The sequence below is a fragment of the Micromonospora sp. NPDC047521 genome (assembly GCF_055587305.1).
This window is the reverse complement of record NZ_JBVJGN010000001.1, coordinates 548,773-568,159: the sequence shown is the minus strand read 5'-3', so window position 1 is coordinate 568,159 and position 19,387 is coordinate 548,773. Positions and strand designations below refer to the sequence as shown.

Here is a 19,387-nt window from a genome sequence, read left to right as displayed (position 1 = left end):
GGTGACCCTCTTGGGAGACACGCATGACTGTTCGACGACTCGGCGCAGGCCTGGTAGCCGCCGCCCTGTTCACGCCCGCCCTGGCCGCCTGCGCCAGCGGCGGCACCGGCACCGCCGGATCGACGGCGTCCCCGACCATGAGCGCGTCCGGCTCGGCGAGCCCGTCCGGCGGAGCACCTGTGGCGGGTGACGCCAAGCAGGCGCTGCTCGACTCCACCAAGGAGATCAGCAACGGCAACTTCCGGTTCACCCTCACCGCCGCCGGCTCCACCGCCGAGGGGCAGGTGCACCAGCCGAGCCAGAGCGCGGCCATGAAGATCGCCATCGGCGGCCCCTCGTCCGACCTGGCGATGAAGCTCGACGTGATCCACTTCAAGCCGGACAGCTGGGTCAAGCTGGAGCTGACCGGCCCCACCGCCAACAGCCTGCCCGCCATCAAGCAGCTCAACCTGGGCAAGTACCAGCACCTCGACCAGGCCCGCATCAAGGGCAACCGCAACCTCGGCTTCGACTTCGACAAGGTCGACCCGGCCGGCAGCGCCGTGCTGACCCAGGGCATCACCGAGGTACGCAGCACCGGCACCGGCGCGTACGCGGGCACCATCGACGTCACCAAGGCCGCCGAGGCCGGCTCGCTGAACGCCGCCACGATCGCCGCGCTGGGCACCCAGGCGAAGACCGTCCCGTTCACCGCGAAGGTGGACCCGCAGGGCCGGCTCAGCGAGCTGGTGTTGCAGCTCCCGGCCGCCGGGCAGACCGCCGCCCAGGAGATCAAGATGACGTACTCCGACTACGGCACCGCCACCGCCGCGCAGAAGCCGCCGGCGGACCAGGTCGTCGAGGCGCCGGCCGAGCTGTACAGCCTGTTCAACTGACGCTCGTACGGGTGGGGTGGCTCCGGCCATCCCACCCGACGCTCAGGAAGCCTGCTCCTGCCGGGCGGAGTCGATCCGCGCCCGGGCGCCGTCAAGCCAGCGCTGACAGATCACCGCCAGGGCCTCACCGCGCTCCCAGAGCGCCAGCGACTCCTCCAGGGACGTGCCGCCGGCCTCCAGCCGCTCGACCACCGACGCCAGCTCGGCGCGGGCCTGCTCGTAGCTGAGCCGCTCGTCCGGCCCCGCCTTCGTGTCGTCAGTCATCGCGTCCCATCTCAGCACACCGCGTTGGTCTCATCGCGCCCCACCACTCAGCCGCCGACCGTGGCGGCCAGTTCGCCGTCGGCCAGTCGTACCCGCAGCGGGTCGCCCTTGCCGACCTCGGTCGCCGCGCGCACCACGTGGCCGTCGGCGCGCTGCACGATCGCGTACCCCCGGTCGAGGGTGGCGGCGGGGGACAGCGCGCGCAGCCGGGCCAGGGTGTGCCGCAGCTCGTCCTCGGCACCGGCCAGCCGGTGGTCCAGGCAGCGTCCGGCCCGTTGGCGCAGCGCGGCCAGGTCGGTCGTCCGCTGCTCGACCATCACCTGGGGTCGGGCCAACACCGGCCGGGACCGCAGACTGTCGAGCCGGTGGGCCTCCCGGTCGACCAGGTTGCGCACCGCCCGGTGCAGCCGGTGCCGGGCCTGACCGATGAGGCGTACCTCCTCGGTGAGATCGGGCACCACCCGCTTGGCCGCGTCGGTGGGGGTGGAAGCCCTCACGTCGGCCACGTAGTCGATCAGCGGCGCGTCCGTCTCGTGGCCGATGGCGCTGACCACCGGCGTACGGCAGCCGAACACCGCCCGGCACAGCGCCTCGTCGGAGAAGGGCAGCAGGTCCTCGATGCCGCCGCCGCCCCGGGCGATGATGATCACGTCGATGGTCGGGTCGGCGTCCAGCACCTTGAGCGCGTCGACGATCTGCGGGACGGCGGACGGGCCCTGCACCGCCACGTTCACCGTCCGGAACTCCACCGCTGGCCAGCGACGCCTGGCGTTGGTCAGCACGTCCCGTTCGGCAGCCGAGGCGCGCCCGGTGATCAGCCCGACCCGGCCGGGCAGGAACGGCAGCCGGCGCTTCCGGGCACGGTCGAAGAGCCCTTCGGCGGCGAGCAGCTTCTTGAGCTTCTCCAGCCGGGCCAGCAGCTCGCCGAGCCCGACCTGGCGGATCTCGTCGGCGCGCAGGCTCAGCGTGCCCCGGGCAGCGTAGAACTCCGGCTTGGCGTGCAGCACCACCCGGGCGCCCTCACGCAGCTCAGGCGCACCGATGTCGAGCACGTCCCGGTTTGTGGTGACGGTGAGGCTCAGGTCGGCCGACGGGTCACGCAGGGTGAGAAAGACAGTGCTGGCACCCGGCCGGCGGCTGATCTGCGCCACCTGCCCGTCAACCCAGACCCAGCCCAGTTTGGCGATCCAGGCGCCCACCTTCTGGCTGACCACCCGGACCGGCCAGGGTTCCTCAGCACTGCTGCTCCCGCTCCCGCTCACCCGCCCACCCTACGGACCCGCCCGGTGATCAAGAGATTCGCGTCAGTTCCGGGCGCGTTTCCGACGCAAACCTCTTGATCGCCGGGTCTGGGGACCGGCACGTAGGATGGACGGGTGACTGATCTCCGGACCGGCAAGCGCGTGCTCCTGGCCAAGCCCCGCGGCTACTGCGCAGGTGTCGACCGCGCCGTGCAGACCGTCGAGGAGGCGCTCAAGCTCTACGGCGCCCCGATCTACGTCCGCAAGCAGATCGTGCACAACAAGCACGTCGTGCAGACCCTGGAGGCCCAGGGTGCGATCTTCGTGGAGGAGAACGAGGAGGTGCCCGAGGGCGCCACTGTCATCTTCTCCGCGCACGGCGTGGCGCCGGAGGTGTACGAGCAGGCCAAGGCGCGTTCGCTGAAGGCGATCGACGCGACCTGCCCGCTTGTCACAAAGGTGCACCAGGAGGCGAAGCGGTTCGCCGCCGAGGACTACGACATCCTGCTCATCGGCCACGAGGGGCACGAGGAGGTCATCGGCACCGCCGGTGAGGCTCCCGCGCACATCCAGCTCGTGGACGGCCCGGACGACGCCGACAAGATCACCGTCCGCGACCCGGAGAAGGTGGTCTGGCTCTCCCAGACCACGCTCTCGGTGGACGAGACGCTGGAGACGGTGGCCCGGCTCAAGCAGCGGCTGCCCCTGCTCCAGTCGCCGCCCAGCGACGACATCTGCTACGCCACCTCCAACCGGCAGCACGTGGTCAAGGAGATCGCCGCCGACTGCGACGTGGTGCTCGTCGTCGGCTCGACGAACTCCTCCAACTCGGTCCGCCTGGTCGAGGTCGCCCTGGACGCCGGCGCCCGCGCCGGTCACCTGATCGACTTCGCCCACGAGATCGACGACGCCTGGCTGGAGGGCGCCACCACGGTCGGCCTGACCTCCGGCGCGAGCGTCCCGGAGGACCTGGTCAAGGACGTGCTGGCCCACCTCGCGGCGCGCGGCTTCGGCGACGTGGAGGAGATCACCACCGCCAACGAGCGGCTCACCTTCTCGCTGCCGCAGGAGCTCAAGCGGGACATGAAGGCCGCCGCCGCGGCGCGCGGCTGAGTGCCTGAGGGAACGGCTCGGCGACGCGGCACGTCGGATACGGGTATGAGGATTCCTCGGCTCGCCGTACCCGCACTCGTGCTGTGCGCGGCACTTGCCGCCTGCGGCGAAACGAACGACCCCACCACCCCTGGCCCGAGCGCGTCGGCGACCGGCCAACCCAGTCCGGAGCCGTCGCCGTCCACGGCCGTGCCGGCGACCCCCGGCCCGGGCGCGACCACCACGCCGACCCCGCCCGGACGCCCGAAGCCCGGTGGCCCCACGCTGCCGCCGCCGGTGGGCGCGACCACGCTCACCGGCACGGTCACCGCCGGTGTGGAGCCGAACTGTGTGCTGCTCGACGGCTACCTGCTGCTGGGCGGCCCCCGGGACGTGCTGCGCCCCGGCGCGAAGGTCACCGTCACCGGTCGGGTGGAGGCGGGCGTGATGACCACCTGCCAGCAGGGCACCCCGTTCCAGGTGGAGAACGCCCAGCCGGCCTGACTCAGGGTCGGGTGGGCTCGCCGGCCGCCACACCGTCGTCGGCCGCGTCGACAAGCTCGGGTGCCTGCGGTTGCCGGGGCGTCAACTCGACCTGCGCCGGCGTGGCCAACTCCTCGTCGGAGACACCCAGCTCGGCGAGCTTGCGGGCGCTTACAAGCACCCGGGCCTCCAGCGACCCGACCGCCCGGTTGTACGCGGTCACCGCCCCGGCCAGCGACGACCCGAGCTTGCCCACGTGGTCGCCGAGCGTGGACAACCGGCCGTACAGCTCCCGGGCCAGGGTGTGCACCGCCAGCGCGTTGCGGGCCAGCGCCTCCTGGCGCCACGAGTAGGCAACAGTGCGGAGCAGTGCGACAAGGGTGGCCGGCGTGGCGAGGACAACGTTGCGGGCGAAGGCGTGCTCCAGCAGCGACGGGTCACGCTGCAACGCGACGTCGAGGAACGGGTCGGCGGGCACGAACAGCACCACGAACTCCGGTGAGTTGTCGAACGCCGACCAGTACGACTTTGCGGCCAGGGCGTCCACGTGCCCACGCAGGTGCCGGGCGTGCGCGTCGAGGTGGGTGTCCCGGCCGCGCTCGTCGCGGGCCTCCATCGCCGTCAGGTACGCGTCGAAGGGCGCCTTCGCGTCCACCACCACCGACCGCCCGCCGTGCAGCCGTACCACGAGATCCGGGCGGACGACCTGCTGGTCGGTGGCGGCCGTGACCTGCTCGGAGAAGTCGCAGTGCTCAAGCATGCCTGCCGCCTCGACGATCCGGCGTAGCTGGTGCTCACCCCACCGGCCTCGCACCTGCGGCGCGCGCAGCGCCGCCACCAGCTGTTTCGTCTCCGTCCGCAGTTCGCCGGAGACCGCGCTCATCGAGCGCACCTGCTCCCGCAGCTCGGCATACGCGTCGACCCGGTCGTGCTCCAGCTCGGCCACCCGCTGCTCGTAGCGCCGCAGGGTCTCGTGCAGCGGAGCGACCGCCCGGGCCACCGCCTCCTGGGACTGCGCGGTGGCCTCGTAGCTCAACGCCCGCATGGACTGCTCCAGCCGCCCCTCGCCCTCACGGGTGGCGGCCAGGGTGGCGTCGAGGCGGGCGATGTCGGCCACCGACCGGGACCGGGCCGCGAGCCAACCCACCGCACCGCCGACGCCGAGGCACACGATCACCAGCAGCAGCGTCGAGACGTCCATCACCGGAGCTTGCCAGACGGGTACGACGTGACACCCGGGGGTACGTTCGTTGACATGGAACTTGTGCTCTGCCTCGCGGTTGTGCTGGTCGGCGCGCTGGGCGCCGGGGCGCTCATCCGCGCTCAGGCCACCGCCCGTCGACGCACCGAGCTGGGCGACGCCCGCGCGGAGGCGCACCGCTGGTACGAGCGCCTCGGCGGCCAGTTGATGAACCTCCAGGGCGGGGAGCCGGCGGTCCGGCAGGCGCTCGCCGACGCCGGCGAGCGGTACAACGCGGCGGGTTCGCAGCTGGAGCAGGCGTCCACGCCGCACCAGTTCGCGCTGGCCCGCGAGACCGCGCTGGAGGGGCTGGCGTACATCCGGGCGGCGCGTACCGCGATGGGCATCGACCCCGGGCCCGAGCTGCCGACGCTTGCCGCCGCGCGTGGTGTCGGGCAGCTCACCAAGGAGCGCACTGTCGACGTGCAGGGCCAGACCTTCCGGGCCGGTCCGCAGCCGGGTCGGGAAACACCCTACTACTACCCGGGTGGGCGTTACCAGGGCCGTCCGGTGCCGGCCGGCTGGTATTCGACGCCGTGGTGGAAGACGGCGCTGGGCGCGGGCGCCGGTGTGCTGGGCGGCATCCTGATCGCCGACGCGCTGTTCTCGCCTGCCTTCGCCGACCCGGGGTACGGGTACGAAGAGGGCTACCAGGAGGGCTTCGGCGACGGAGCCGACCAGGGCGGGGACGGCGGCGACCAGGACTTCGGCGGTGACCAGGGTGGCGACGCCGGCGGTGACTTCGGTGGCGGCGACTACGCCGGCGGTGACTTCGGCGGAGGCTTCGGTGGGGGCGACTTCGGTGGCGGTGACTTCGGCGGGGGCGACTTCTGACAGTCGGTGAGTGACATGCGAAACAGGCCCCGGTCGTGGTGACCGGGGCCTGTTTCGTCGTTCCGACTGGTCAGCCGGTGTTGCGCATACCGGCGGCGATGCCGTTCACAGTGGTCAGCAGCGCGCGTTCCAGGGCGGTGCCGTCGCTCGGCGCGCGACGGCCGCCCGGCGCGGTGGCCACCGCCCGGCCGGCGGCACCCGAGTCGCGGTACTGCCGCAGCAACGCCACCTGGAGGTGGTGCAGCGGCTCCAGGTAGGTGTCGCGGACCGCGAGGGTGCGCTGGAGCACGGGCGAGTTCTCCAGCAGGGCGGGGGAGGCGGTCACCGCCAGCACCTCCCGCTTGGTCAGCTCGTACTCCCGCTCGATCTGCTCGAAGATCGGGTGCAGCTTCTTCGGGACCAGCGTCTCGACGTACCGGCGGGCGATGCTCAGGTCGGTCTTGGTCACCATCATCTCGACGTTCGACAGGAACGTGCGGAAGAAGTGCCAGTTGCGGTGCATCTCGGCCAGCACGTCGGCCAGCCCGGCCTCCCGGGCGGCGGCCAGCCCCGAACCGACGCCGAACCAGCCCGGCACGATCTGCCGGGTCTGCGTCCAGCCGAACACCCACGGGATGGCCCGCAGGCCGGACAGCCCCGCGCCGGTGTTCGGGCGCTTCGCCGGCCGGGAGCCGATGTTCAGCGCGCCGAGCAGCTCGGTGGGCGTGGACGCCCAGAAGTACGCAGGCAGGTCCGGATCCTCCACCAGCGACCGGTACGACCGGAAGGCCGACTCGGACACCACGTCCATCGTCGCGTCCCAGCGTTCCAGCATCTCGGCCGGCTGCCGGGGTGCGGTGTGCAGCAGCGTCGCCTGGAGCACCGCGGCGAGGGTGAGTTCGAGGTTCTCCCGGGCCAGCGAGGGCAGCGTGTACTTGTCGGAGATCACCTCGCCCTGCTCGGTCACCTTGATCGCGCCGTCGAGCGTGCCGTACGGCTGGGCGAGGATCGCCTCGTGCGTCGGCCCGCCGCCACGCCCCACAGTGCCGCCCCGGCCGTGGAACAGCCGCAGGTGCACGCCGTGCCGGGCGGCCACGTCCCGCAGCGCGCGCTGTGCCCGGTGGATCGACCACTGGCTGGTGGTGATTCCGGCCTCCTTGTTGGAGTCCGAGTAGCCGAGCATGACCTCCTGCACGTCACCCCGGGCCGCCACCAGCGACCGGTACGCGGGCAGGGACAGCAGCTCGTCGAGGAGTTCCCCTCCGGCGTTCAGCTCGGCGGGGGTCTCCAGCAGGGGCACGAAGCCGATCCGGGCCCGTCCGCTGTGCACGTCCACCAGCCCGGCCTCGCGGGCCAGCACCACCGCGGCAAGCACGTCGTCCACGCCCAGGGTCATCGAGATGATGTACGACTCGATGACCTCGCTGCCGAACCGGTCCTGTGCCTCACGGATCGTGCTGAACACGTCGAACGTCTTGCGCGTCGCCTCGGTGAGCGGGGTGTCCAGGGTGGACAGCGGCCGGCGGCCGGTCAGCTCGTCGGCGAGCAGCTTGGTGCGTTCCAGCCGGGTCAGCGCCGGGTAGTCGGCGACCTCGCCGACCGCCTCGTACAGCTGGGCGAGCACCGCGTGGTGGGCCTCTGCGTGCTCCCGGACGTCCATGGTGGCCAGGTGCAGGCCGAACGCGGACACCGTACGGATGGTGGAGGCCAGCCGGCCGACGGCGGTGAGCTGCCCGGAGTTGCGGGCCAGTGAGGCGCGCAGCAGCTCCAGGTCGGCGACCAGCTCGGCGGAACCGCGGTAGTCCCGTCCCGGGACGTGCGCGGTGCCCATGCGCAGCCGCTGCCGGGTGTTGGCCAGCTTCGCCTTCACGCAGCGCGCCTTGAGCCGGTACGGCTCCTCGGCGTTGACCCGGCGGAAGCGTTGCGCCACCTCGGGCAGCGCGTCCAGGTCGGCGGCGAGACTGGCGGAGAGGTCAAGCGACACCCCGCGCAGCCGGCGGGAGACGGACACCTCGTTGATCAGGTGGTCCATCGCCTTCTCGGTGGCCGCGATGCCGTGCTCGTGCTGGATGGTCAGCACCTCGCGGGTGACAGCCGGGGTGACGAACGGGTTGCCGTCCCGGTCGCCGCCGATCCAGGTGCCGAAGCTCAGCGGGCGGGCCGTCGGCGAGGTCTCCACGCCGAGCGTCCGCAGCGTGTCGGCCAGGTCGTCGAGGACCTGCGGGGCGGCCTCGGCGTACAGGTCGCGCAGGTAGTAGATGGCGTTGCGGGCCTCGTCGGTCGGGTCCGGTCGGTCCAGCCGCAGCTCGTCGGTCTGCCACATCAGGTCGAGCAGCTCGGCGAGGCGGCGGTTCGCCGGGCCCTCGTCGCTGGCGCCGTAGAGGATCGCGTTCGCGGTCTCGGTGTCCAACTCGTCGGCGATGGCCCGCAACTTGGACAGGATCGAGCGGCGGGCCGCCTCGGTGGGGTGCGCGGTGAAGACCGGTCGGACGGCCAGCCGGCGGGCGGCGTTGGCGATCTCCTCGGCCGGCACGCCGCGCTCGGCGATCATCTTGGCGGCCTGGTCCAGCCAGCCGCCCTGTACCGCGCGGCGGCGGCGCAGGTCGCGGGCGCGGTGCACCTGCTCGGTGATGTTGGCCAGGTGGAAGTAGGTGGAGAAGGCCCGCGCGAGCTTGGTGCCTGTGGTCACGTCGAGCCCGCCGAGCCGCTGGGCGGCAGCCGGGGCGTCGCTGCGGACCTGGGCGCGGATCTCCTCGACGAGGTCGAGCAGCGGGCGGCCCTCCTGGCGGGCCAGGGTCTGCCCGAGCAGGGTGCCGAGCCGGCGGATGTCGGCGCGCAGCGCGGCGTCCGGGCCGTCGTGGTCGTGCTGGTCGGTCACGATGCGCTCCTTACGTTGGTACGAAGGACAGCGCTGTCCGACTTCCTGGATCGTATCCGTGCCGACCCGGATGACAGGAGAGGGCCCGCCGGATCTACCGTCCTGGAAGGGCCGATTCCGACGTGATCTCAACCACCGTCCCGCCTCAAGGCGGGGTGGGAGGCGCCGGCGCGGTGGCCGCGGACCAGGCTGGAGGTGACCAGTCCGACAGTGCCGAGGAGCGCCCAGAGGGCGAGCGCTGCCGCCGGCCAGCCCGCCGACCGCCAGTCGAAGTACACAGCCGCCTTGGTGAGGTCGTTGGCGAGTCCAGGGATGTTCCACCTGTGCATGCCGCGCAGGAGCGCGGGCAGGAACTCCGGCGCGTAGATGCCGCCCGAGCCGGGATTGCCGAGCACGACGAGCAGCAGGATGACGAGCGCGGTGCCGGCGACTCCGAGCCACCCCTGGATGGCGCTGGCGAGCATCGCGGCGGCGAAGACGGCGAGCGCGCCGATGGCGGCGATTGTCGGTACGTCGTGGTGCCAGATGTCCAGGCCGGGGCCGACCACGAGCGCGCCGGCGATGCCGAGCAGCACGCTGTAGACCGCGAGCGCGGCGATCCGCAGCCCGGCCCGACGCGCCGTACGCGGGGTGGTGCCGGCGGAGATGCCGAGCACTGTGGAGGCGAGGTACCCGCCGAGCACGAACCCGACGTTCAGGTAGAAGGGCACCACTCCGCGCGGGTCGGCCGAGGGGACCGGCACCTCGTCGACGACCTCGAGCGGCGTGTTGGAGCGGGCCGCAGCGGTGGTCAGCACCTCACGGATCGCGCTTGTCGCGGAGGGGCCGGACGCGCTGGCGACGGTGAGGAGCAGACCGCTGTCCCGGCTGCTGAGCACCGCGTACACCGAGCGGCTGAGTAGGCCGTGCTCGGCGGCGTCCGGGTCGTCGTACCCGATGGGTTTGATGATTGTGCTCTGGTCGCGCACCGCGGCGAGCGTCCCCTCGGCGCGCTGGTCGCCAGCGGCGACACCGACCGGCAGGTCTCGAGGGGTGGGTTGGTGCAGCGCCCCCACGTAGGCAGCGATGAACGCGGTGGCCAGCGCGAGGGTGCCGAGGAGCAGCCCGATGCTGCGCGGCGCCCAGTCGCGGGATCCACCGTGCGGCGTCTGGTCCACCTTGTCAGCCTATGTCCCGGTTGGGGTTCCGCCGGGGAAAACCGGTTGGCCGGGCGGCTAGCTTCTGAGCATGGTGTCGCTGAGTTACCCGCCGAAACCACGGCCGGGCGACCGGGTCGCGGTCGTCTCGCCCTCCGCCGGCCTACCGGCCGTCTTCCCCCACGTGTACGAGTTGGGGCTGCGCCGGCTGCGCGAGGAGTTCGGCCTGGAGCCCGTCGAGTACCCGACCACCCGCGCCGCGGGAGCGGACCCGCGCGACCGGGCCCGTGACCTGACCGCCGCCTTCGCCGACCCGGGCATCACCGCCGTGCTCGCCACCGTCGGCGGAGACGACCTGATCACGGTCACCCCGCACCTCGACGACGACGTGCTGCGGGCCAACCCGAAGCCCTACTTCGGCTACTCCGACAACACGAACGTGCTCAACCACCTGTACCGGCTGGGGATCGTGGCGTACCACGGTGGTTCGGTGCTGGTGCACCTCGGCCGCCCGGGCGCGCCGCACCCGCTGACCTTCGACTCGCTGCGCGCCGCGCTGTTCACCACCGGCTGGTACGACCTGACCCCCGCGCCGCTCTGGGGAGACCGGCCTAACCCGTGGCACGAGCCCGAGGCGCTGGCGTACGAACCGGAGATGCTGCCCGGATCCGGCTGGCGGTGGCACGGGCCGGCGCGGGTGGTGCAGGGACGCACCTGGGGCGGCTGCCTGGAGATCCTGCACTGGCTGATGGCCACCGACCGGGTGCCGACCGCCGACCAGCTGACCGGATCCGTACTGGTCTTCGAGACCTCAAACGAACTGCCCGACGCGCGGGAGGTGTTCCGGATCGTGCGGAACATGGGGGAACGCGGACTGCTCGCCGCCTTCCCGGCCGTCGTCGTGGGCCGGCCCAAGGCGTGGGACTTCGACAAACCGCACTCGGTGCCGGAACGGCTCGCGTGGGGCGAGGCCCAACGCGACGCGATCACTCGCGCCCTCGCCACCTACAACCCGGACGCCGTGGTGGTCTTCGACGTCGACCTTGGCCACACCGACCCGCAGCTGATCATCCCGTACGGAGGGGAGATCCGGGTCGACGCCGTCGACCACCGGATCGCGGTGCGCTACTGACCGGTGCCGGCTCGGGCTGTCCCGTCCCGGCCCGGGATCTGGTGAGTGAGCAATTTTGTTCAAGACCGGGGTGGGCGCGCGTCGGCAGGATGGTCCGTGTCGGTCCGGGAGCCACCAGCGACGGCTGGCGGAGCGCGGCACGCGGACCTGTTCGGGGAGGTCCGACGCCCGACCGGACCTTGGCGGGCCGCCTCGGCGCGCGCCCGTGGAGGTGCCGTACACCCCACGTGCGGCACCTCCACGCGATCGTTCCGCCGTCGTGGGTCTGCGGTGCGGCCGGTCAGGCCGTTCCGCCCGCGTCGTCACCGCCGGCGGTGAGCAGCCGGCGCAGCCGGGCCGGTGGATGACCTACCTGCTCGCGGACCACCCGGGTCAGGTGTGCCTGGTCGGCGAAGCCGTACTCGGTGGCGAGCGCGCCGAGCGGGCGCCCGTCCGGCTCGGCGAGGGTGTTCAGCACCTCCCGCACCCGCAGCCGGTTCCGGTAGGCGGTCAGGCTGCTGCCCGTCATGCGCTGGAACACCCGACTCAGGTGGTGCGGTGAGCTGCCCACCTCGCGCGCCACCTCGTCCAGACTCATCGTGAAGCCGGAGTTGGCCAGCACCTCCCGGGCCCGGTCGGCGAGCCGCCGGTGCGCGGCCAGTGTCGCCGGTCGTCGCCGTACCGACCGCTCCACCTCTGCGCCAACGTCGTCCGAGCTGAGGGCGCTGTGGTGCAGCAGACGGGCCAGGAACCGTTGCAGCCGTTCGGCCATCTCGAACCCGTCCAGCCCGCGCCGGAACTCCGCCACCAGCAGGCGGTGCGCCAGGTCCAGCGTGGCGTCCGAGGTGCCGGCCCAGCCACGTTGGTCCAGCCAGCGCTCGGCGTCCTTGCGTTCCGCCAGCACCGCCGGATCGATCTCCAGGCAGGTGTACGAGTCGCCGCAGCCGAACGGGTGCGCTACCGACATCTCGTCGCCGGGCCGGGTCACAAGGACCGAGGTGGCGTCGGAGAGCCCGACCCGTCCGTTGAGCCGACGCCGGTACGCCCCGGAGCGGCCCAGCACGATCTTGTGGCGGTCCTCGGCGACGGTCTCCGTCCAGCCGTGGTTTTCGACGATGCAGTGCACCTGATAGATCAACATTCCGTCCGGGTGCCCCAGCACCCGCCATCGCGCCGGAGTGGTGCGGCGGCGCGGGTCACTCCCGGTGCCTTCTGCGGGCATCGTCCCCCCTGGCTCACGACCGGCATGGCGATCTTTCGCCCTCCCCCGATGGTGTCGGCTCACCCGCCCCCGGTCCACCCCCACGTTCTGCGGACCGGCCTCGCGACGTCAGCCGTCGACCACCGCGAAGGCGCGAACCGGGAAGGTACCCATGCCGGCCACCCTCGGCGGTGCCGCCGTGAACCGGAAGCCGCTCGGCGGCAGCGCGTCCAGGCCGGTCAGATGCTCCACGATCGGGATGCCGGCGGCCAGCAACGTACTGTGCGCGGGGCGTTCGCCGCCGGCCGCCGGGCCCATGTCGTCGATGTTGATCGAATCGATCCCGACCAGGGCGGCACCGGCGTCGGCAAGCGCCCGGGCAGCCTCCCCGGTGAGATACGGCGCCTCCGGCGCGGCGTACCGCTCGGTCCCGAAGTGCGCATCCCACCCCGTGTGCAGCAGCACCGCGCGCCCCGCCACCTCGTACGGCGCCAGCATCAGCCGGTCCACCGCCCGGGCGCCCGCGGGGACCCGGACCACCACCCCGGGCAGATCGGCGATCCGGTCCAGCGGCACCCCGGTCAGGTCGTCGCCGCCGGCCCACCGGTGGGCCGGAGTGTCCAGGTACGTACCGGTGTTGGCGAGCAGGTCGATCCGGGCCACGTGGAACTCGGTACCCGGGGCGTAGTTCGCCCGGGAGTCCGCGAAGGTCAACCAGTCGCTGATCCGGGGCGCCGGCCAGCCGGGCAGCGTCACCATCCCGTCGCTGATCACATGGCTCAGCTCGACGAGCCGGGGGCCGGTGCCGGGCACCCCGGTCACACCCCGGCCCCCCTTGTGCGGCTCCTCGATGATCGTCTTGGCGCTGATCCGTACGTCGGAGACCATCAGCAGCCCGAGGTGCCGTACGAAGAGCGCGGCCAGATCCTCGTCACTGATCTCCCGACCCTGGATGTCCAGCCGGAACCCCTCGGTGCGCAACCCGCCGCCGTTCGCGAAGCTCACCTCCGCGTCGAACTGCACCCGCCACTGCCTATCCATGCCCCAAACCCGATCACGACCCCCCGCCCCAGTCAAGATCCGCACGTCCCGCGCAGGCGGAGGCCCAGGTGCACCGCGCGGCGGGTTCCTTGCGCGTTGCGCCGTGGAGATCCGCGCACCTTCGGGGAAAGTGCTGCCTCAGCGCGCCGTGATGCCGCACTTTCCCGGAAGTTGTCCGGATCTTGGGGCGAGGCGGCGGTGGGGAGCGGCCACCCGGGCCGGTGGGTGGGCTTTGCGCGGCGCTCGACGCCAAGATCGCGCCCGATCCAGGAAGTAGTGGCATCGGTGCGTGGCTGAGGCCACTACTTCCAGGATCGAGCACGATCTTGGCGCGGGGCGCGGGGCGCGGGGCGCGGGGCGCGGGGCGCGGGGCGCGGGGTGCGGGGCGCGGGGTGCGGGGCGCGGGGCGCGGGGGTGGACCTGGGCGGAAGGGGGTGGCTGTCGGTGGACGGGGCTAGTCTGGTTGTCGTGCACCCCCCGTCCGACCGGACGAGGGGCAGCCGTCGTGTGCGTCGACTCCCCTGGAAGTGATCACATGCTCACCGGTCTGTTCTCCGCCGCCCTGGCCGACCCGGGGCTGGCCCGGGCGCGTGACCTGGCGCGCTCCGGTGCCGCCCAGGTCGACGGCCTCGACATCACCGCCCCTGCCGCGCTGCGCCCGTTCGCCGTCGCGGCGGTCGCCGCCGACAACGAGGGGGCCGGGCGGCCCGTGCTGGCGGTGACCGCCACCACCCGGGAGGCCGACGACCTGGCCGCCGCCCTGGGTGGGTTGCTGCCGTCCGAGCAGGTGGTGGTGTTCCCCTCCTGGGAGACGCTGCCCCACGAGCGGCTGTCGCCCCGTTCGGACACCGTCGGCCGGCGGTTGGCTGTTCTGCGTCGGTTGGCGCATCCCGAGTCGACCGACGCGCACGGTGGCACCGGGCCGCTGCGGGTGGTGGTGGCGCCGGTCCGTTCGCTGCTCCAACCGCAGCTCAAGGGCCTGGGCGACCTGGAGCCGGTGCAGCTCGCTGCCGGCGAGGAGGCGGACCTGGAGGAGGTCGCCCGCCGGTTGACGGACATGGCGTACGCGCGCGTGGACCTGGTCACCAAGCGGGGCGAGTTCGCGGTACGCGGCGGCATCCTCGACGTCTTCCCGCCCACCGACGAGCACCCGTCCCGGGTCGAGTTCTGGGGCGACGAGGTGGAGGAGATCCGCACCTTCGCCGTCGCCGACCAGCGGACCATCGAGCAGGTTCCGCTGCTGTGGGCGCCGCCCTGCCGTGAGCTGCTGCTGACCCCCGCGGTCCGGGAGCGCGCCGCCGCGCTGGCCGAGCAGCACCCGGAGTTGGCGGAGATCCTCGACAAGCTCGCCGAGGGCATCCCCGTGGAGGGCATGGAGTCTCTCGCCCCGGTGCTGGTCGGCCCCGACTCGCTGGAGCTGCTGCTGGACGCGATGCCGGCCGGCACCCACGTGCTGCTGTGCGACCCGGAGCGCATCCGCACGAGGGCGCACGATCTGGTGCGTACCTCGGAGGAGTTCCTTCAGGCCAGCTGGGCCGCCGCCGCGGTGGGTGGCCAGGCCCCGGTGGATGTCGGCGCCGCCGCCTTCCGCACCCTCGCCGAGGTGCGCGCCGCCGCCGGCAGGCTCGGCCAGCCGTGGTGGACGCTGTCCCCGTTCGGGCTGGTGGAGGCGGGGACCGCCGAGACGCGCCAGCCCTGGGAGGACGCGCCCGAGCAGGCGTCGGTCACCCCCGACGACGCCATCGCGGTGACCCTCGCCGCCCAGCCGGCCCCGCTCTACCACGGCGAGACCAGCCGGGTCGTCGACGACCTGAAGCGGTGGGCCGGCGAGGGCTGGTCGATCGCGCTGGTCTTCGAGGGGCACGGCCCCGCCCAGCGGGCGGTGGAGGTTCTGCGCGACGCCGGGCTGGGCGCCCGGTTGACCGAGGAGGTCCCGACCGCCCCCGCCCCCGGTGACCTGGTGGTCACCTGTGGGGCGCTGAGCAGCGGGTTCGTCGACGAGTCGTCCCGTTTCGTGGTGCTGACCGGCAACGACGTGACGGGCGGTCGGGGCACCTCGACGCGGGACATGCGCAAGATGCCGAGCCGGCGGCGCAACACGATCGACCCGCTGGAGCTCAAGGCCGGCGACTTCGTGGTGCACGAGCAGCACGGCATCGGCAGGTACGTCGAGTTGGTGCAGCGTACGGTGAACGGCGCGAGCAGGGAATACCTGGTCATCGAGTACGCGGCGAGCAAGCGCGGCCAGCCCGGCGACCGGCTGTTCGTGCCCACCGACCAGCTCGACCAGCTCTCCCGCTACGTGGGCGGCGAGCAGCCGACGCTGCACAAGATGGGCGGCTCGGACTGGCAGAAGTCCAAGGCCCGGGCCCGCAAGGCGGTCCGGGAGATCGCCGCGCAGCTCATCCAGCTGTACGCCGCCCGCAAGGCGTCCAAGGGTCACTCGTTCGGCCCGGACACGCCCTGGCAGCGGGAGCTGGAGGACGCGTTCCCCTGGCAGGAGACGCCGGACCAGCTCGCCGCTATCGACGAGGTCAAGCGGGACATGGAGCAGACCGTCCCGATGGACCGGCTGATCTGTGGCGACGTCGGCTACGGCAAGACCGAGATCGCGGTCCGGGCGGCGTTCAAGGCGGTGCAGGACGGTAAGCAGGTGGCGGTGCTTGTGCCGACGACGCTGCTGGTGCAGCAGCACTACAACACGTTCGCCGAGCGGATGAGCCAGTTCCCGGTGCAGATCCGGCAGCTGTCCCGGTTCCAGACCGCGAAGGAGACCGAGCGGACGCTGGAGATGGTGGCCGACGGCACCGTCGACATCGTCATCGGTACGCACCGGCTGTTGCAGACGGCGACCCGGTTCAAGCAGCTGGGTCTGGTGATCGTCGACGAGGAGCAGCGCTTCGGCGTCGAGCACAAGGAGCACCTGAAGACGCTGCGTGCGTCGGTGGACGTGCTGAGCATGTCGGCCACCCCGATCCCGCGGACGCTGGAGATGGCGATCACCGGCATCCGGGAGATGTCCACGATCGCCACCCCGCCGGAGGAGCGGCACCCGGTGCTCACCTTCGTGGGCGCGCAGGACGACAGGCAGGTGGCCGCGTCCATCCACCGCGAGTTGCTCCGCGACGGGCAGGTCTTCTACCTGCACAACCGGGTCGAGTCGATCGACCGGGCGGCGCGGCGGCTGCGGGAGCTGGTGCCCGAGGCGCGGGTCGCGGTGGCGCACGGCCAGATGGGCGAGGACGCCCTGGAGAAGGTCATGGTCGGCTTCTGGGAGAAGGAGTTCGACGTCCTGGTCTGCACCACGATCGTCGAGTCGGGCATCGACATCCCGAACGCCAACACCCTGATCGTGGAGCGGGCCGACCTGCTCGGCCTGGCCCAGCTGCACCAGATCCGTGGTCGGGTGGGCCGGGGCCGCGAGCGGGCGTACGCCTACTTCCTCTACCCGCCGGAGAAGCCGCTCACCGAGCACGCCCACGAGCGGTTGGCGACCATCGCCCAGCACACCGAGTTGGGCGCCGGCATGTACGTGGCGATGAAGGACCTGGAGATCCGGGGCGCCGGCAACCTGCTCGGCGGCGAGCAGTCCGGGCACATCGAGGGCGTCGGCTTCGACCTGTACGTGCGGATGGTCGGCGAGGCGGTCTCCGCGTTCAAGGGTGAACGGCCGGAGGAGGAGACCGACGTCAAGATCGACCTGCCGGTCGACGCGCACCTGCCACACGACTACGTGGGCGTGGAGCGGTTGCGCCTGGAGATGTACCGCAAGCTCGCCGAGGCCCGCGACGAGGACCGGCTGCGCGAGGTCGTCGCCGAGATGACCGACAGGTACGGCGAGCCGCCGGCCCCGGTGCAGAACCTGGTGGAGGTGGCCCGGTTCCGCCTGCTGGCCCGCCGCTACGGCCTGACGGACGTGTCGATGCAGGGCAAGCACGTACGGTTCGGCCCGTTGCCGTTGCCGGATTCGAAGCAGTTGCGGCTCAAGCGGTACCACCCGGACGCGGTCTACAAGCAGGCCACCGACCAGGTCAGTGTGCCCCGGCCGACGACCCGCCGGGTCGGTGGTGAGCCGCTGCGCGACCAGGCGCTGTTGCAGTGGTGCGCCCAGTTGCTCTCCGATGTGCTTGGTGCTCCCGCCCCGCTCGCCGTCGCCGCCACGTGAGGTGGGGGCGTGCGCGGTGTGGTGGGGGCCGTCACAGCGACCGGAAGGGCATGAGAGAGTGACGGGCATGCGTGCTCGCCGTGTGATCGCCGCCGCCAGCGTCGCGGCTCTGGGTGTCCTCTCCCTCGCTGCCTGCGGGAAGTCCGCGCCGGACGTCGCCGCGTACGTCGGTGACACGACGTACTCCCTGGACCGGGTCGACGCGATCTACGACGACGTGCAGGCGAAGTACGGGGAAGCCGTTCGCCGCGAGGCCGGCCAGGCGGGCGCGTCGCCGTCGCCCGAGCAGCTGCGTTCCGCCGTCACCCGGCAGGACGTGGTGAACCTGCTGGTCAGCCTGGACCTGGGCAAGCGGGTCGCGTCGGCGAAGAACCTCCAGGTGCCCGACGAGGTCAGCCCGGAGCAGTTGGAGCAGAACCTGCGGGTGCCGGCCAGCACCGAGTACGCCAAGCTCTGGGGTGAGTGGATCGACCTGCTCCAGGCGCTCAACCAGCAGCTTCCGCCGGCCGACCTGAGCGACGACTCGTTGATGGCTGTCTACGACGCCCTCACGAAGACCGGCGCGATCCAGGGCGGGATGTCCGTGGCCGACGTGCGGCGGGCCTTCGGCGACGGCGGTTTCGTGCGCAGCGCTACCGCGCTCAGCGCCGCCCTGGAGGAGGAGGCCGACCGGGTCGACGTCACGATCAACCCCCGTTTCCGGGCGGTGGGCGTGCCGTCGGTGGTGAGCACCGGCCAGTCGTTGGTGTTCTACTCGCTGCCGTACATCAACGAGGAGGGCCCGGTCACGGACATCTCCACCCCGGAGTCGGTGCCGTCGAGTGGCAGCCCGGACGCCGAGGGCACGGCCAGCTGAGCATGACGGCACGGATCGTCCTGCTCGTCACCTCGCCCCGGCTGCCCGCGGGTCTGCTGACGGCTGCCGCCTGGGACGTCGTACGTCAGCATCCGGTGCTGTGCGGCGCGGAGAGTGAGCTGGTCACGGCCGTGCGCCAGGCGGGCGCCGAGGTGACGGTGGTGGACGGCCCGGCGACGCAGCGACTGCTGGACACGGTGGCGGCGCACGGTACGGCGGTCTGGTTGGCCGGCCCGGCCGGCGACGAGGCGCTGGCCCGGGAGTTGGGTCTGCGGCTGGCGCGGGAGCCGGGTTTGGCCGAGATGGAGCTGATGTACGGCTCGTGGGACCCGCCGGGTGCCCGCCTGCTGGACGCGGTTGCCGTGATGGACCGGCTGGCCTCGCCTGGTGGTGATCCGTGGAAGCGGGCGCAGACGCACCGTAGCCTTGCCCCGTATCTGCTGGAGGAGAGCTACGAGGCGTACGACGCGATAGGCGCCGACGACACCGACGCGCTCCGCGAGGAGCTGGGCGACGTGCTTCTCCAGGTGGTGTTGCACGCCCGGCTGGCCGAGGAGCTGCCCGAGGGTGAGCGGTGGACCATCGACGACGTGGCCGGTGGCCTGGTCGACAAGATGATCAGGCGCAATCCGCACGTCTTCGCCGGGGCGGAGGCGGGCACACTGGAGGAGATCACCGCCAACTGGGAGCGGATCAAGCGGGCTGAGAAGGCACGCGACTCGGTACTGGACGGTGTGGCGTTGAGTCAGCCCGCGCTGGCACTGGCCGCGCAGATCCTGGACCGCGCTGCCCGCGTCGGCCTGGCCGTCCCGCCTCCACTGGCCGCCAGTCAGGTGGACGAGGAGGCAAGGCTCGGTGCCAGCCTCCTGGCCACGGTCGCCGCGGCCCGTCAGGCCGACCTGGACCCGGAAGCCGCCCTGCGCCGTGCCACCCTGGCGTACGCCGAAGCCGTCCGCGTCGCTGAGGCGCGCTGACCGGCGAAGCCGGCGTC

General features: G+C 72.2%; 15 protein-coding genes. 8 read left to right on the top strand and 7 right to left on the bottom strand.

The window, feature by feature from the left end; translation table 11 throughout:
* The first annotated feature begins 23 nt into the window (after window positions 1-23).
* Window positions 24-875, top strand: a complete 852-nt coding sequence (locus ACZ6N8_RS02670; protein WP_466007026.1) for a hypothetical protein — start codon at window positions 24-26, stop codon at window positions 873-875.
* Window positions 876-917: 42 nt separating this feature from the next.
* Here ACZ6N8_RS02670 and ACZ6N8_RS02665 read toward each other — a convergent pair whose 3' ends face one another.
* Window positions 918-1,139 (bottom strand): exodeoxyribonuclease VII small subunit, encoded by a 222-nt coding sequence (locus tag ACZ6N8_RS02665; protein WP_364368042.1) that lies wholly within the window; start codon window positions 1,137-1,139, stop codon window positions 918-920.
* Window positions 1,140-1,186: 47 nt separating this feature from the next.
* Complete coding sequence (xseA, locus tag ACZ6N8_RS02660) at window positions 1,187-2,401, bottom strand: exodeoxyribonuclease VII large subunit (RefSeq protein WP_466007025.1); 1,215 nt, start codon at window positions 2,399-2,401, stop codon at window positions 1,187-1,189.
* Window positions 2,402-2,515: 114 nt separating this feature from the next.
* On the opposite strand from xseA, the gene ACZ6N8_RS02655 reads away from it, so the two are divergent.
* Entirely contained in the window at window positions 2,516-3,493 is a 978-nt protein-coding gene (locus ACZ6N8_RS02655; RefSeq protein ID WP_466007024.1) for a 4-hydroxy-3-methylbut-2-enyl diphosphate reductase, read from the top strand.
* A gap of 45 nt (window positions 3,494-3,538) precedes the next feature.
* Complete coding sequence (locus ACZ6N8_RS02650) at window positions 3,539-3,976, top strand: hypothetical protein (protein WP_466007023.1); 438 nt, start codon at window positions 3,539-3,541, stop codon at window positions 3,974-3,976.
* Between the two features lies 1 nt (window position 3,977).
* Here the strand turns inward: ACZ6N8_RS02650 and ACZ6N8_RS02645 are convergent, their stop codons facing one another.
* Window positions 3,978-5,156: a DNA recombination protein RmuC gene (locus ACZ6N8_RS02645; RefSeq protein ID WP_364368034.1), complete on the bottom strand. Its 1,179-nt coding sequence runs from the start codon at window positions 5,154-5,156 to the stop codon at window positions 3,978-3,980.
* Window positions 5,157-5,210: 54 nt separating this feature from the next.
* Between ACZ6N8_RS02645 and ACZ6N8_RS02640 the strand changes: the two genes are divergently transcribed.
* Window positions 5,211-6,029, top strand: a complete 819-nt coding sequence (locus ACZ6N8_RS02640) for a hypothetical protein (protein WP_466007022.1) — start codon at window positions 5,211-5,213, stop codon at window positions 6,027-6,029.
* A gap of 70 nt (window positions 6,030-6,099) precedes the next feature.
* On the opposite strand, the gene ppc is transcribed toward ACZ6N8_RS02640, so the two are convergent.
* Together ppc and ACZ6N8_RS02630 are read right to left on the bottom strand one after the other, a co-directional pair.
* Complete coding sequence (ppc, locus tag ACZ6N8_RS02635; protein WP_466007021.1) at window positions 6,100-8,886, bottom strand: phosphoenolpyruvate carboxylase; 2,787 nt, start codon at window positions 8,884-8,886, stop codon at window positions 6,100-6,102.
* Window positions 8,887-9,014: 128 nt separating this feature from the next.
* Complete coding sequence (locus ACZ6N8_RS02630) at window positions 9,015-10,043, bottom strand: hypothetical protein (protein WP_466007020.1); 1,029 nt, start codon at window positions 10,041-10,043, stop codon at window positions 9,015-9,017.
* Window positions 10,044-10,113: 70 nt separating this feature from the next.
* On the opposite strand from ACZ6N8_RS02630, the gene ACZ6N8_RS02625 reads away from it, so the two are divergent.
* Window positions 10,114-11,154, top strand: coding sequence for a S66 family peptidase (locus ACZ6N8_RS02625; protein ID WP_466007019.1), 1,041 nt, complete (start codon window positions 10,114-10,116; stop codon window positions 11,152-11,154).
* Window positions 11,155-11,434: 280 nt separating this feature from the next.
* Here the strand turns inward: ACZ6N8_RS02625 and ACZ6N8_RS02620 are convergent, their stop codons facing one another.
* Together ACZ6N8_RS02620 and ACZ6N8_RS02615 are read right to left on the bottom strand one after the other, a co-directional pair.
* Window positions 11,435-12,355: a helix-turn-helix domain-containing protein gene (locus ACZ6N8_RS02620; RefSeq protein WP_466007018.1), complete on the bottom strand. Its 921-nt coding sequence runs from the start codon at window positions 12,353-12,355 to the stop codon at window positions 11,435-11,437.
* 108 nt (window positions 12,356-12,463) lie between these two features.
* The gene (locus ACZ6N8_RS02615) at window positions 12,464-13,375 is read right to left on the bottom strand and encodes a cyclase family protein (RefSeq protein ID WP_466007017.1); all 912 of its coding nucleotides are present in this window, start codon (window positions 13,373-13,375) and stop codon (window positions 12,464-12,466) included.
* A gap of 535 nt (window positions 13,376-13,910) precedes the next feature.
* On the opposite strand from ACZ6N8_RS02615, the gene mfd reads away from it, so the two are divergent.
* The 3 genes from mfd to ACZ6N8_RS02600 all read left to right on the top strand — a co-directional run bounded on the left by mfd (window position 13,911) and on the right by ACZ6N8_RS02600 (window position 19,370).
* The gene (gene mfd / locus ACZ6N8_RS02610; RefSeq protein ID WP_466007016.1) at window positions 13,911-17,540 is read left to right on the top strand and encodes a transcription-repair coupling factor; all 3,630 of its coding nucleotides are present in this window, start codon (window positions 13,911-13,913) and stop codon (window positions 17,538-17,540) included.
* A 67-nt stretch (window positions 17,541-17,607) separates the two neighbouring features.
* Window positions 17,608-18,396, top strand: coding sequence for a SurA N-terminal domain-containing protein (locus tag ACZ6N8_RS02605; RefSeq protein WP_387111805.1), 789 nt, complete (start codon window positions 17,608-17,610; stop codon window positions 18,394-18,396).
* A gap of 2 nt (window positions 18,397-18,398) precedes the next feature.
* Window positions 18,399-19,370, top strand: coding sequence for a nucleoside triphosphate pyrophosphohydrolase (locus ACZ6N8_RS02600; protein WP_466007015.1), 972 nt, complete (start codon window positions 18,399-18,401; stop codon window positions 19,368-19,370).
* The last annotated feature ends 17 nt before the right edge of the window (window positions 19,371-19,387 follow it).